This is a genomic window from Burkholderia sp. WTPI3 (genome assembly GCF_021483755.1).
In the GTDB taxonomy this organism is placed as follows: Bacteria; Pseudomonadota; Gammaproteobacteria; order Burkholderiales; family Burkholderiaceae; genus Burkholderia.
In genome coordinates, this window is sequence record NZ_JAGIXF010000130.1 from 1 (window position 1) to 13,274 (window position 13,274).

At 67.6% G+C, this 13,274-nt stretch carries 13 protein-coding genes and 1 pseudogene; 12 read left to right on the plus strand and 2 right to left on the minus strand.

The window, feature by feature from the left end; genetic code table 11:
• The first annotated feature begins 39 nt into the window (after positions 1–39).
• Entirely contained in the window at positions 40–744 is a 705-nt protein-coding gene (locus J7024_RS34230) for an SDR family oxidoreductase (RefSeq protein ID WP_124826655.1), read from the plus strand.
• Positions 745–799: 55 nt separating this feature from the next.
• Here the strand turns inward: J7024_RS34230 and fabV are convergent, their stop codons facing one another.
• Positions 800–2,002 carry an enoyl-ACP reductase FabV gene (gene fabV / locus J7024_RS34235; protein ID WP_124826654.1) on the minus strand — a complete coding sequence of 401 codons (1,203 nt, stop codon included), beginning with the start codon at positions 2,000–2,002 and terminating at the stop codon, positions 800–802.
• A 207-nt stretch (positions 2,003–2,209) separates the two neighbouring features.
• Between fabV and J7024_RS34240 the strand changes: the two genes are divergently transcribed.
• The 6 genes and pseudogenes from J7024_RS34240 (at position 2,210) to J7024_RS34265 (ending at position 7,386) form a co-directional block, all read left to right on the plus strand.
• Complete coding sequence (locus J7024_RS34240) at positions 2,210–2,743, plus strand: GbsR/MarR family transcriptional regulator (protein ID WP_124826653.1); 534 nt, start codon at positions 2,210–2,212, stop codon at positions 2,741–2,743.
• Positions 2,744–2,890: 147 nt separating this feature from the next.
• Positions 2,891–3,759: pseudogene (locus tag J7024_RS34245) on the plus strand (SDR family oxidoreductase).
• A 2-nt stretch (positions 3,760–3,761) separates the two neighbouring features.
• Positions 3,762–4,232 (plus strand): DUF2269 family protein, encoded by a 471-nt coding sequence (locus J7024_RS34250; RefSeq protein WP_124826651.1) that lies wholly within the window; start codon positions 3,762–3,764, stop codon positions 4,230–4,232.
• A gap of 93 nt (positions 4,233–4,325) precedes the next feature.
• The gene (locus tag J7024_RS34255; protein ID WP_175750624.1) at positions 4,326–5,195 is read left to right on the plus strand and encodes a thiol-disulfide oxidoreductase DCC family protein; all 870 of its coding nucleotides are present in this window, start codon (positions 4,326–4,328) and stop codon (positions 5,193–5,195) included.
• Positions 5,192–6,691: a TIGR01777 family oxidoreductase gene (locus J7024_RS34260; RefSeq protein ID WP_124826649.1), complete on the plus strand. Its 1,500-nt coding sequence runs from the start codon at positions 5,192–5,194 to the stop codon at positions 6,689–6,691. The genes J7024_RS34255 and J7024_RS34260 overlap by 4 nt, the downstream gene beginning before the upstream one ends.
• Positions 6,692–6,762: 71 nt before the next feature.
• Complete coding sequence (locus tag J7024_RS34265) at positions 6,763–7,386, plus strand: glutathione S-transferase family protein (protein WP_124826648.1); 624 nt, start codon at positions 6,763–6,765, stop codon at positions 7,384–7,386.
• A 96-nt stretch (positions 7,387–7,482) separates the two neighbouring features.
• Here the strand turns inward: J7024_RS34265 and J7024_RS34270 are convergent, their stop codons facing one another.
• Entirely contained in the window at positions 7,483–8,892 is a 1,410-nt protein-coding gene (locus J7024_RS34270) for a serine hydrolase domain-containing protein (RefSeq protein ID WP_175760773.1), read from the minus strand.
• Between the two features lie 239 nt (positions 8,893–9,131).
• On the opposite strand from J7024_RS34270, the gene J7024_RS34275 reads away from it, so the two are divergent.
• From J7024_RS34275 to J7024_RS34295, 5 genes are all read left to right on the plus strand, one after another.
• Positions 9,132–9,551 (plus strand): HIT family protein, encoded by a 420-nt coding sequence (locus J7024_RS34275; protein ID WP_124826646.1) that lies wholly within the window; start codon positions 9,132–9,134, stop codon positions 9,549–9,551.
• 232 nt (positions 9,552–9,783) lie between these two features.
• Positions 9,784–9,948 carry a hypothetical protein gene (locus tag J7024_RS34280; protein ID WP_172441920.1) on the plus strand — a complete coding sequence of 55 codons (165 nt, stop codon included), beginning with the start codon at positions 9,784–9,786 and terminating at the stop codon, positions 9,946–9,948.
• Positions 9,949–10,127: 179 nt separating this feature from the next.
• Positions 10,128–10,787, plus strand: coding sequence for a methyltransferase family protein (locus J7024_RS34285; protein ID WP_124826645.1), 660 nt, complete (start codon positions 10,128–10,130; stop codon positions 10,785–10,787).
• A 377-nt stretch (positions 10,788–11,164) separates the two neighbouring features.
• On the plus strand, positions 11,165–11,593 hold the full coding sequence (locus J7024_RS34290) for a hypothetical protein (protein ID WP_124826644.1): 429 nt from the start codon (positions 11,165–11,167) through the stop codon (positions 11,591–11,593).
• An 802-nt stretch (positions 11,594–12,395) separates the two neighbouring features.
• Positions 12,396–13,232: a bifunctional allantoicase/(S)-ureidoglycine aminohydrolase gene (locus J7024_RS34295; protein WP_098554206.1), complete on the plus strand. Its 837-nt coding sequence runs from the start codon at positions 12,396–12,398 to the stop codon at positions 13,230–13,232.
• Positions 13,233–13,274: the final 42 nt, after the last annotated feature.

Genomic DNA, 13,274 nt, shown 5'->3' on the forward strand with positions numbered 1-13,274 from the left:
ACCGGCGCGGACGGGATCGAATCTCGGAAAGGAACGATCATGAAGATCGAAGGTGCAGTCGTTTTCATCACGGGCGCGAACCGCGGGCTTGGCCGCGAGTTCGCGAAGCAGGCGCTCGAACGGGGCGCGCGCAAGGTCTATGCGGGCGCACGCGATCCGGCCAGCGTGACGCTGCCGGGCGTGGTGCCCGTGAAGCTCGACGTGACTGACCCGGCGGCGGTCGCCGCGGCCGCCGACGCGGCGCGCGACGTCACGCTGCTGATCAACAACGCGGGCATCGCGCGGCTTGGCAGCCTGACCGACGACGGCGCGGTCGACGCATTGCGCGCTCACCTGGAGACCAACGTGTTCGGGATGCTGGCGATGTCGCGCGCGTTCGCGGGAACGCTCGCCGGCCACGGCGGCGGCGCGATCCTGAACGTGCTGTCCGTCGCGAGCTGGGTGAACCGGCCGATCCTGTCGGGCTACGGCGTGTCGAAATCGGCCGCGTGGGCGCTGACCAACGGGCTGCGGCATTCGCTGCGCGAGCAACGCACGCAGGTGGTCGGGCTGCACGCCGGCTTCATCGATACGGACCTGACGCGCGGCCTCGACGTACCCAAGGCGACGCCGGCCGACGTCGTGCGCCAGGCCTACGACGCGATCGAATCCGGAGCGGAGGAGGTGTCCACCGACGACTTCACGCGGCAGGTGAAGGCCACGTTGTCGGACGGTGTGTATCTGGACGAGGCGGCGCCGGTCTGACGCCGCTCGTGGAAGACGACCCGCCGCCCGCGCTCGCGCGCGGCGGGCCCGGTCGTCAGACCGTCGTGTCGATGATGCCCGGGATCTTCACGTCCGGGTTCACGTCCGCGTCGTAGTCGACGCCGGCGATCTCGAAGCCGAACAGACGCAGGAATTCGGTCTTGTAGCCGGCGAAGTCGGTCATCTCGTACAGGTTCTCGTTCGTCACCTTGTCCCACATCGCGACGACCTTGCCCTGCACTTGCGGATCGAGCTCCTTGTAGTCCGCGCGCAGGCGGCCTTCGTCGTCGCTGTGCGGCGTCGCGCCGTACAGGCTGTCCTTCAGGAGCCCGTACACCTGCTCGATGCAGCCTTCGTGCGTGCCGGTTTCCTTCATCACCTTGAACAGCAGCGACAGGTAGAGCGGCATCATCGGGATCGCCGAGCTCGCCTGCGTGACGACGGCCTTCAGCACCGACACGCGGGCATCGCCGCCGAGCGCGGCCAGCTTGTCGCGGATCGACAGCACCTTCTTGTCGAGATCCTTCTTCGCTTCGCCGATCGAGCCGTTCCAGTAGATGTCGTGCGTGATCTGCTCGCCGAGATACGTGAACGCGGTCGTCTTCGCGCCGTCGGCCAGCACGCCGGCTTCGGCCAGCGCGTCGATCCACATCTGCCAGTCCTCGCCGCCCATCACGGCGACGGTGCCGTCGATCTCTTCCTGCGTGGCCGGCTCGAGCGACACTTCGCGGATCACTTCCTTGTCGGTGTCGAGGCCGCGGAACGTGACCGACTTGCCGACCGGCTTGAGCGTCGAGCTGATGGTTTCGCCCGTCTTCGGATGCGTGCGGCGCGGTGCCGCGAGGCTGTAGACAACCAGATCGACCTTGCCGAGATCCTGCTTGATGGTGTCGATCGTGACCTGCTTGACCTTGTCGGAGAATGCGTCGCCGTTGATGCTGCGCGCATAGAGCCCCTTTTCAGCGGCGAATTTCTCGAATGCGGCGCTGTTGTACCAGCCGGCCGTGCCCGGCTTCGTTTCGCTGCCGGCGCGCTCGAAGAACACGCCGAGCGTGTCCGCGCCCGAGCCGAATGCGGCCGAGATCCGGGCGGCGAGGCCGTAGCCGGTCGACGCGCCGATCACGAGCACCTTCTTCGGGCCGTTGGCGATCGGGCCGTGCGAAGTCACGTAGTCGATCTGTTCCTTGACGTTGGCTTCGCAGCCGACCGGATGAGTCGTCACGCAGATGAAGCCACGCACGCGCGGTTTGATGATCATTGGGAACCTCTAGTCAGAAAGGCGCGGACGGCCTGAAATCGGAAAAATCCCGCGCATTGTAATGGAAGCGGGCAGGCGGGGCGGCAAAGGCGGGCGGTAACGGCGACCGCAGCCGTGCGGGGGCCGGGCTATCCGGGCAGCGCATCGCGTCTTCGCCGATTAATTTCTCTCTTGACAGAAATGACTGAAAAAACTAAATTTTCCGACATGGAACTCACACCGATTGCCGAACGATTCATTCTCCACTGGGGCGAAATGGGCTCGCGGTGGGGCGTCAACCGCACCGTCTCGCAGATCCACGCGCTGCTGTATCTGGCCGGGCGGCCCATCGCGGCCGACGAGATCGCCGAGACGCTCAACGTCGCGCGCTCCAACGTCAGCACGAGCCTGAAGGAACTGCAGTCCTGGCGGCTAGCGAAGGTCGTGCACGTGCTGGGCGATCGCCGCGACCATTTCGAGACGTCGACCGACATCTGGGAACTGTTCAAGCTGATCGTCGAAGGGCGGCGCCAGCGCGAGATCGAACCGACGCTCACGGTGCTCCGCGATTGCCTGACGAGCCCCGAGATCGCCGAAGAAAGCCGCGAGACCGAACAGCGCATCCGCGACACGCTGCAGTTCGTCGAGACGCTCACGACCTGGTCGGACGAAATGCTGCGGTTGAAGCCGGACACGCTGATGAAGGCGCTCGGCATCGGCGCGAAGATCAGCCAGACGGTCCGGCGCAAGTCGTCGAAGTAGGCGGCACCGGACGTGCGGGCAGACAGCCCGCTTTTTTTGGAGTTCATATTTCTGTCTTTACAGAAGTAACTGTAAATAAAGGATGACGATGACCATGACCATGGCCTTGCTGTCGAATCGCCGGCATGCCGCACGACGGAGTGCGACATGAACATCCTCGTCTGCGGCGCGAACGGCTTCATCGGGCGGGCGCTGAGCGCGCGGCTCGAAGCCGGCGGCCACCGCGTGCTGCACGGCGTGCGTCGCGCGGCCGGCCCGCGCGACGTCGAAATCGACTTCGCGAAGGACGTCGACGCCGATGCATGGCGGGCCCGGCTGGACGGCGTCGACGTGGTGATCAACGCGGTCGGCATCCTCGCCGACCGGCGCGGTGCGGCGCTGGACACCGTGCATCGGGCGGCGCCGTGCGCGCTCTTTACCGCGTGCTTGCTCGCGAAATACGGCGTATCGCGCTGCCGAGCCCGCTGGTCGGGGCGGCGGCCATGCTGTCCGGCGCGATTCCGGGCGCGATGCTGACCCGCGACACGTGGACGATGCTGCGCGGCGGCAACACGGGCAACCCCGCGGCCATCGCGGCCGTGCTCGGCCGGCCGCCGCGCGGGCTGCGACATTTCATCGGCGCGGACGCGGTCGTGCTGCGCCACGACGCGCTCGCGATGTGGCGGCGGCCGTTGCTGCTCGGCGCGCTTGCAATCGTCTGGATCTGGACGGCCATCGTCAGCGCATTCGTCCATCCGCGGAGCGACAGCCTGGCGATGCTCGCGCACGCCCACCTGACCGGGCTGCCCGCGTTGATCGCGCTCTACGCGGCATGCGCGCTGGACTTCGCGTTCGGCGTGGCGACCGTCGTCGTGCCGTCCCGCCGCCTGTGGGTCGCGCAAGGCGCGCTGATCGTCGCGTATTCGGCCGTCATCGCGGTCACGATGCCGGCCCTGCTCGCCGAGCCGTTCGGCCCCGTGCTCAAGAACGTGCCGATTCTCGCGATCCTGTTGATCCTGTTTGCCGAAGAGAAATAAAAATGAATATCTATCTGATCGTCAAGACGCTGCATATCCTGTCCTCGGTGCTGATGGTGGGCACCGGTTTCGGCACCGCGTTCTACCTGTTCTTCGCGAACCGTACGCGCTCGGTGCCGGCGATCGCGGCCGTGTCGCGTCTCGTGGTGCGCGCGGACTGGTGGTTCACGACGCCGGCCGTACTGTTCCAGCCCGCGTCCGGGTTGTGGCTCGCGCATACGGCCGGCTGGCAGTGGGATACGCCGTGGCTCGTCGCGTCGATCGTGCTGTATGCGATCGCGGGGGTGTGCTGGCTACCGGTCGTGTGGCTGCAGATCGAACTGGCCTCGATGGCGAAGCTCGCATACGCGAACGGCGACGCCATCTTGCCGGAGCGCTACTGGCGCTATGCGAAGCGCTGGGAGCTGCTCGGCTATCCGGCATTCTTCGCAATGATGACCGTCTACTTCCTGATGGTGCTCAAGCCGATGTAAGCGCGTTGCCGCCGCGCAGGTGCGGTGGGGGTAAGCAGTTCCGCGCAGTCGATCGATTCAGGATGCTTGCGATAAAAAGAAGGAGTGCAAAGCATGAGTTCGAATGAACTGGTTCTTTACTTCGACGGGCGGTGTCCGTTATGCGCGGCGGAAATCAGGCGTCTCGGCGCGCGGGACAGGCAGCACCGGCTGGCCTTCGTCGATATCGCCGAGCCGGGCTTCGATCCCGCGCCGCTGGGCGTCGACCTTTCCGCCATGAATCGCGAGCTGCATGCGCGCCTGCCCGACGGACGCATGCTGATCGGCATGGACAGTATCGTGGCCGCCTATACGCTGGTCGGGCGTCACGGGCTCGTCTGGCTGTTGCGCGCGCCGGCCGTGCGCGACGTGTTCGCGCCGCTGTATCGCCGCGTCGCGCGCAACCGGTACGCCGTGTCGCGCTGGCTCGGGTATCGCACCGAAGCGCGCTGCGATACCCGGGCGTGCGGTAGCGGCACGGCCGCTCAAGGTACGGCGACGGATCGGCCCGCGCGCGACGACATGCGTCGCATCGTCGTGAACTGGATGTATGCGGCGGCGATCGTGCATCTGCTCGTCGGCACGGCGCTTCCGTGGGTCGCCGGGGCGTCGTGGCTCGACACGTATCACCGGCGCATCGAGTTGCATTTCTGGGCCGCAACGGCGCCCGACGCGGCGCGCGCGCAGCAGATCTGGTGGCTGTCGCTGTTCGGCGCGACGCTGCAATGCGCATCGGTCTGGATGCTGGCGCTCGTTCACCTCGGCAATCGGCTGCGCAGACGCGAAGTGTGGGGATGGCTGCTGGCCGGCCTGTTGATCTGGGCACCGCAGGACCTGCTGTTGTCGTTGCACGCGCAGGCAGGGAGCCACGTGGCAGCCGATGTTGCGGCGCTCGTCGCGATGGTGCCGCCGCTCGTCTGGTTGTGGAGGAGGGATACCGCATGAACACGCTGCCGGCTTTTCACTGGGCACTCGACCTGCTGATCGTGCAGGGCGCGATGGGCGCATTCGATACGCTTTACCACCACGAACTCACGCAGGACCTGCCGCACCGCCCGCGCGCGCGGCTCGAACTGACGATTCATGCGGCGCGTTCCGTGCTCTACGGTGTCGTGTTCGCGTCGATCGCGAACGTCGCCTTTCACGGCGCGTGGGTGGCGGCCGTCGCGGCGGTCGTGCTCGTCGAAGTGGCGCTGACGTTGTGGGATTTCGTCGTCGAGGACCAAAGCCGCAAGCTGCCCGCGACCGAGCGCGTGCTGCACACGCTGCTGGCCGTCAACGGCGGGGCGCTGTTCGGGATGCTCGCGATGCAGCTGGCCGCGTGGGCACACGAACCGACCGCGTTGCGCGCGCTCGATTCCGGCTGGCGCGGCTGGCTGCTCAGCCTGTTTGCCGTCGGCGTGACGCTGTCGGGCATCCGCGACGGGATCGCGGCCTGCCGGGTCGCGCGGCGGGCGCCGGCCGCCAATCCGTTCGCCGGGCAGCCGGCCGGCAACGTGCTCGTGACCGGCGGGACCGGCTTCATCGGCGAAATCCTTGTGAACCAGTTGCTCGATGCGGGACATACGGTCACGTTGCTGGCGCGCGATCCGCTGCGTGCGGCCTGCCAGTTTCACGGCCGGGTGCGCAGCGTGACGTCCGCCGCGCAGTTGCAGCCGCACGAGCATTTCGACACGGTCGTCAATCTCGCGGGCGCGCCGGTGCTGGGCGCGCGCTGGAGCACGCGGCGCCGGGCGCTGCTGCTCGCCAGCCGTGTCGGCGTCACGCAGGCGCTGATGCGCTGGGTCGAGACCGCCGAGGTCAAGCCGCGCACGTGGATCCAGGCGTCGGCGATCGGCTACTACGGCGTGCGGCCGGCCGACGAGCGGCTCGACGAGAACAGCAGTGCCGGCAGCGGCTTCATGTCGGCGTTGTGCCGGCAGTGGGAACAGACGGTGCAGCCGCTCGAGCGGTACGGGGTGCGTACGGTGGTGCTGCGGCTGGGCATCGTGTTCGGCCCCGGCGGCGCGTTGCGTCCGATGCTGCTGCCGCATTACGTCGGCATGGGCGGCCGGTTCGGCGACGGCGCGCAGGTGATGAGCTGGATTCACCGGGACGACGTGCTGCGGATCATCGCGCGCGCGATGTCGAATGGCGGCATGCGCGGCGTCTACAACGCGGTCGCGCCGGTGGCCTTGACCCAGCGCGAGTTCGTGCAGGTCGTCGCGAAGGTGTTGCGGCGTCCCGCCTGGCTGCACGTGCCGGCCGCACCGCTGCGCCTGGCGATGGGCGAGATGGCCGGGCTGCTGCTGGACGGGCAGCGCGTGATGTCGGCACGGCTGCATCAGGACGGATTCATGTTCCGGTTCCCGACGGCCGAGCACGCGTTGCGCGACCTGACCGATCGGCCGCACACCGATTTTGCGCGCGCGGCCTGCCGTTTGCGCCGAGGTCGTGTATAAATTCGGCGGATACCCGTTCGGGCCTGTCGAGTGTCCCGAACGCCTTGCATCCGACCTCACAAGGAGACTGCATGCTGCACGTCCTCGGCAAGATCCCGTCCATCAACGTCCGCAAGGTGCTGTGGCTGTGCACCGAGCTGAACCTGCCGTTCGAACAGGAAGACTGGGGCTCGGGCTTCCGCACGACCAACGACCCGACCTATCTCGCGTTGAATCCGAACGCGCTCGTCCCCGTGATCAAGGACGACGATTTCGTGCTTTGGGAGTCGAACACGATCATCCGCTACCTCGCGAACCGGTATGGCGGCGATGCGCTGTATCCGGCCGAGCCGCAGGCGCGCGCGCGGGTCGATCAGTGGATCGACTGGCAGGCGGCCGACCTGAACCGTTCATGGGTGGGCGCATTCCTCGGCCTCGTGCGCAAGTCGCCCGATCATCAGGATCCGGCGGTGATCGCGCAGTCGATCGCGGGCTGGACGAAGCTCATGACGGTACTGAACGCGCAGCTCGAAGCGACCGGCGCATACGTGGCCGGCGACCACTTCACGCTCGCCGACATTCCGATCGGCCTGTCGGTGAACCGCTGGTTCGGCACGCCGTTCGAGCACCCGGATTTCCCGGCGGTGAAGCGTTACATCGACCGTCTCGCGACGCGCGAAGGCTTCAAGCTGTACGCGGGCAGCGCGAATCCGTAATGCATCGCGAGTAGCAGGCGCGGCGCGGTGCGGCGGCACGGCGTTGGCCGCCGCCGCCGTGTCACCGCCCGCATCACGGAAGCCGCGCGCCGGCCGTCACGCGCCCGGCGCGGGCACGGCGTCGAGCACGCGCTCGAGAAACCTTTCGTGATTCCACGCGGATTCCGGTCGCGACAGCCCGAGCCGCACGACCACCAGCTGGCGGCTCGGCACCACGCTCACGAACTGGCCTTCGTGGCCGACCGCATGAAACGCGTCGGCGGGCAGGGCTCGCGCATCCGGGCCCGTATCGTTGAACGGCTCCGGCACTTTCACCCACAGATGTGCGCCGAATTCCTCGTGCGGCGACAGCGGCGTCGCGCGCGTCAGGTAGCGCACCCAGCCTTTGGGGAGCAGCCGCTGCCCGTTCCACATGCCGTCCTGCAGCAGAAACTGCCCGAAGCGCGCCCAGTCGCGCGCGCTCGCATACATGAACGACGCGCTGCCGAGCGTGCCGGACGCATCGGGCTCGAACACCGCGCTGCGCATCCCGAGCGGCGCGAACAGCGCGCGGCGCGGAAACGCGAGGTAGTCGTCCTCGGTGCCGCCCGTCGCGACGCGCATCACGCGCGCGACGATCGCGCTCGTGCCGCTCGAGTAGTGCCACTGCGTGCCGGGCTTCACGGCGAGCGGTTTTGACGACGCGAAGCGCGCGGTGTCGGGCTGCGTGAACAGCATCACCGCAACGTCGGACAGCGGGTCGTCATAGTCCTCGTTGAATTGCAGGCCGCTCGTCATCCGCAGCAGCTCGTCGAGCGTGATCGCCGCGCGCGGATCGCCGCTGCCGCGCCATTCGGGCAGCAGTGCCGACGCATCCGGCGACAGCTTGTGTTGCGCGACGAGCATGCCGACGAGCGCGGCCGTCACGGTCTTCGTCATCGACCAGCCGGGCAGCGGCGTGTCGGCCGTGAAGCCGCGCGCATAGCGTTCGGCGATCACCTGGCCGCGCCACATCACGACGATGGCACGCGTGCGCCGCGGCCGCGCCGGATCGGGTTCGTCGAACGCACGATCGAGCGCGGTCTGCAGCTTTCGTGCGTCGATGCCGGCGGGCGGCACGATCGGCTCGACGGGCGCCGCTTGCGCGGGCGGCGGGTCGGGGAAGGGCGGCAGCGCGGCCGGCAGCACGCCGGGCGACGGCCCGAGCGCGAGCGTGCAGCCGAGCCCGGGCCTGAAGTCCGCTTCGCGTTGCGCGAAGCCGGCGAAGGTCGCGACGGCGCGACGATGCTCGGGATCGATCGACGGGCGCACCAGTTTCAGGAGCGGATGCACGCCGGCCATGATGTCGATGTCGATCACCGATGCGGCCGGACGGCCCGACACGAACACGCCGGAGCACAGCGCTTTCGCCGCATAGCCGGTCGCGATCGGCGCGAGCCGGGACAGCATGTAGCCCGTGTAGCCGATCGCGGCAACGACCGCGAGCGCCGCGCCGCGCAGGATCAGCGATTTGATGGACATCGTCATGCGCGAGCGTCCTCGGTGGCGTGCCGGCCGGCAACGATGCGGCAGTGTCGCAGGTTCCGGCGACGCGGCGCAATCGCGGTTGCGTGACGAATGGATGGCGGCCGCGTGCGCTTTCCGGTCGCGCGCTTTGGCGATCGGCGGGCCGGCACGGCAAAGGACGGGTTGAACTCGGACGAGGCGTCGGCCGATAATCGTCCGGCATTGCTCTTCTACCTGTCAAACCGCTATCGGAAAACGCCATGACCTACGACAACAACAACCCGTTCGCCAAGATCCTGCGCGGCGAACTGCCGTGCGTGAAGGTCGCCGAAGACGACGAAACCATCGCGATCATGGATCTCATGCCGCAGTCCGACGGTCACGTGCTCGTGATTCCGAAGGAGTCGGCCGCACAGATTTTCGATCTGTCCGGCGAGGCGGCCGCGGCCGGCATCCGCATGGCGCAGCGCATCGCGGCGGCCGTGCGCGCGGCGCTCGGACCGGACGGCGTGTTCATCGGCCAGTTCAACGGCGCGGCGGCGGGCCAGACGGTTCCGCACGTGCATTTCCACGTGATCCCGCGCTGGGAAGGCGTCGAATTGCGGATGCACGCGCGCGACATCGCCGACGCGGCGGCGCTCGAATCGGTCGCGCAGCGCATTCGCGCCCATTTCGTGTAACGCGGGCACGGCTCGCCTGTGGGTGGCGCGGGGCGCATCTGTATCAGCGGTGACGCGAGGTAACACGTGTAACCGCTCGCGAAACTCGCCCGCGCGGGCCCGGCGCTAGACTCGGCGCATTGTTTCATCGAGCGACAGGAAGGGCGGATCGCCTCTTCGTGCCGGTCGTCGCAGGTCGCGGCGGTCCGGCTTTCGCAAGGTGCCACGTGTCCTTTTCGCCGGGAATCGAGCCATGTACAAAGTCCTCATCACGTTTGCGCTGATCGGCGGCCTGTCCGGCTGCTACGTTGCGCCGCCTTATGGGTATGCGCCCGCGCCGGGCTACTACGGTTATGCGCCGGCGTATTACGCACCGCCCATCAGCGTCGGGATCGGCGGCAACTTCCGCATCCGCTGAGCAGGCGGTGCACGCATGCGGGCCCGGCCCGCGTGCTGCGCCGTACATCGAGCAGCCGTGTCGTTCGGCGCCGTGGCGCCATCGGCAGGGTCGACGCGCGCACCGTGTCGCGGCGCGCGTGCGCATCGCTTGCCCGGGTTCCCGTACTTCACAGGAAAGCCCATCCCGGCGAGGCAGCCATGTCCGTCATGCGCAAGGTCGCAATCGTGTCGAGCGTCTCCACGCTCGTCTATCTCGGGCTCGCCGTGCTCGGCATCGGCGGGTTCGCCGCCTTCTTCTCCCATCCGCAACTGACCGCTGTCGCCGTCGTGACGTTCGCGCTGGCCTGCGCCGCGATGTTTAGCGAAGGCAACCTGAGCGCTGGCGAGCGCGAGAACCGCGACAACCGCTGGGTGCTCGCGGCATTCGGGGCGAGCGGGTTCCTGCTGGCCTATCTGCCCGCGCTGACCGACCGGCTCGACGTCTGGACCTTTGGCGGCGATGCGGTGCGGTGGCTCGGCGTCGTGCTGTACGTCGCGGGCGGGGTGCTGCGCATCTGGCCCGTATTCGTGCTCGGCAAGCGCTTCAGCGGGCTGGTTGCCATCCAGCCGGGCCATACGCTGGTCACGGGCGGTATTTATCGCCACATCCGCAACCCGAGCTATCTCGGCCTGCTCGTCAATTCGATCGGCTGGGCGTGCGCGTTCCGCTCGGGCGTCGGCCTGCTGCTGGTCGCGCTGATGCTGGTGCCGCTGGTCGCGCGCATCCGCTCCGAGGAAGCGCTGCTGCGCGCACAGTTCGGCGCCGAATACGACGCGTACTTCGCGCGAACCTGGCGCCTGCTCCCGGGCCTGTACTGACCCTCATCAATTCCGGATGGCCGGTTGAAGCCGGCACCGCGCGCCGCTCCTTCCCGATGTGTTGCCACGTGTGTCTCGGCAGGGCGATTCCGGTGCCCACGGCCATTCCGCCGAGGTGGGCCGAAATCGCGCGAACGCCCGTCCGGCGGTCGTTTGCGGATTCTCAACCGGCCCGCCGGAGCGTCCATTTTCGTAAACAACTTGTTACCAGAATGTCGACGGCAAGGAGGCGGGAGCGGTGCTATTCTTCGCCGCAAGCTCATTGAAATGAATTGGTCCGGGATTCGGCACAATGCCTGAATCGATGTCGATCGGTTCAGATCGTCGTAGCGAGCGGACCTTCGATAACCAGATTGCGAACAAGGAAGAATACGGGAATGTGGAAGAAAATCGCCCCCGCTCTCGTCGTCGCCGCCCTGGCTGGCGCGACCGCACTGCCGGCAATGGCCGGTGACTTGAACAACGCGCTTGGCGGCGCGCTCGGCGGGGTTGCCGGCGCGGCTGTCGGCGGCGCGGTCGGCGGCAGCACGGGCTCCGTCATCGGCGGTGCGATCGGCGGCGGCGCCGGCGGCGCCGTGACGTCGAACCGTCGCGAGCGCACCGGCGCGATCATCGGCGGCGCCCTCGGCGGCGGCGCGGGTACCGCGGCCGGCAACGCGATGGGCGGCCGCACGGGCGGCCTGCTGGGTGCGGCAGTCGGCGGCGGCGCCGGCGCTGCGCTCGGCGGCAACATGTCGCGCAGCTCGTACGAGCGCGATCATGGCTATCGCCACCGCAAGCATCGCCACAACCGTCACTGGGACTGAGCGCCACGGGCGCGGCGCGGTGCGCGGCTTGCGTACCGGCGCGCCCGATGCGTCAGCACCCGATCCGATGGTCGGACCGGCAGCCTGAGCCGGGCCGCCATCGCCGGCCGGACCGGCCACCTTCCGCGGTTTCAGCAGTTCATCGTGTCAGCCCCGATCGACGGGCCGGCATTCTTTCCCTTCCGCTCGACCTCTCCCGCCAGGCGACGACATCGCCGGTTGCATCCCCGTGTGCCCGATGCACGTCATTCATTGTCACGCCACGTCCTGAAGCCGACGCGCACGCGTGATCGAAGCAGCGCGGCATCTGCTTGCCCATCATTCGCGTGATCGTCCGCATCGCGTCCGCGCCGGACATTTCACCTGCACCGCATCCACGAGCCCGCGCATCAGGATTTCCCTGATACGCAAACCGCGCGACATGCCTGTTCACTGGCCGTCGCGGGCGCTGGCCGGTAGTGGGAAATCGAATGGATGTCATCGCAACATTTAATTGGTCGATCGGGATCGACTTCGCTATCGTCAGCGCTGCCCGCGTACGGAATCGAACCGTGCCGTCCCCCGTGCCCCGCCGCATGACCCCGGGTGTTCGCGGCCCGGCCGCCGGACCCACAAGCATGGGTCGCTCCGTCCGCTGAACCGGACGGACCCGTCGCGAAGCCTGGCCGACCGAACGAAGGCGCACGCGCTTTCAAGCCACCCCGGCAACGATGTTCCGCCGCCGCATGCGTGCCCCACGCGCCTGTGTGCCGCGGTTGGCGTTTTCTCCCGGGGCCGGACCAACCCATTGCCTGGATGCTCTATGTCTAAGACAACGTATTACGCGCCGCATGGCGGCCACCCGCCGCAGACCGATCTGCTGACCGATCGCGCGATGTTCACCGAGGCGTACGCGGTCATTCCGAAGGGAGTGATGCGTGACATCGTCACGAGCTGGCTGCCGTTCTGGACCAACACGCGCCTGTGGGTGATCGCGCGTCCGCTGTCGGGTTTCGCCGAAACCTTCTCGCAGTACATCGTCGAAGTGAACCCGGGCGGCGGCAGCGACAAGCCCGAGCAGGACAAGAACGCGGAAGCCGTGCTGTTCGTCGTCGAAGGCGAAGCCGAGCTGACGCTGCAGGGCAAGAAGCACACGCTGAAGCCGGGCGGCTACGCATTCATTCCGCCGGGTGCCGACTGGACGCTGCACAACGTCAGCGATGCAGCCGTGCGTTTCCACTGGGTTCGCAAGCACTATCAGGTCGTCGACGGCATTCCGCTGCCGGAAGCGTTCGTGACCAACGAGCAGGACGTCGAGCCGATCCCGATGCCGGGCACCAACGGCGCATGGGTGACGACGCGCTTCGTCGACATGAGCGACATGCGTCACGACATGCACGTGAACATCGTGACGTTCGAGCCGGGCGGCGTGATTCCGTTCGCTGAAACGCACGTGATGGAGCACGGCTTGTACGTGCTCGAAGGCAAGGCCGTCTATCGCCTGAACCAGGACTGGGTCGAGGTGGAAGCGGGCGACTTCATGTGGCTGCGCGCGTTCTGCCCGCAGGCCTGCTATTCGGGGGGGCCCGGCCGCTTCCGTTACCTGCTGTACAAGGATGTGAACCGTCACATGAACCTGACGCTGAACCCCGCGCGCTGAGCATCGCGCAGGTAGTCGGATGTGAAAGCCTGCCGGTGAATT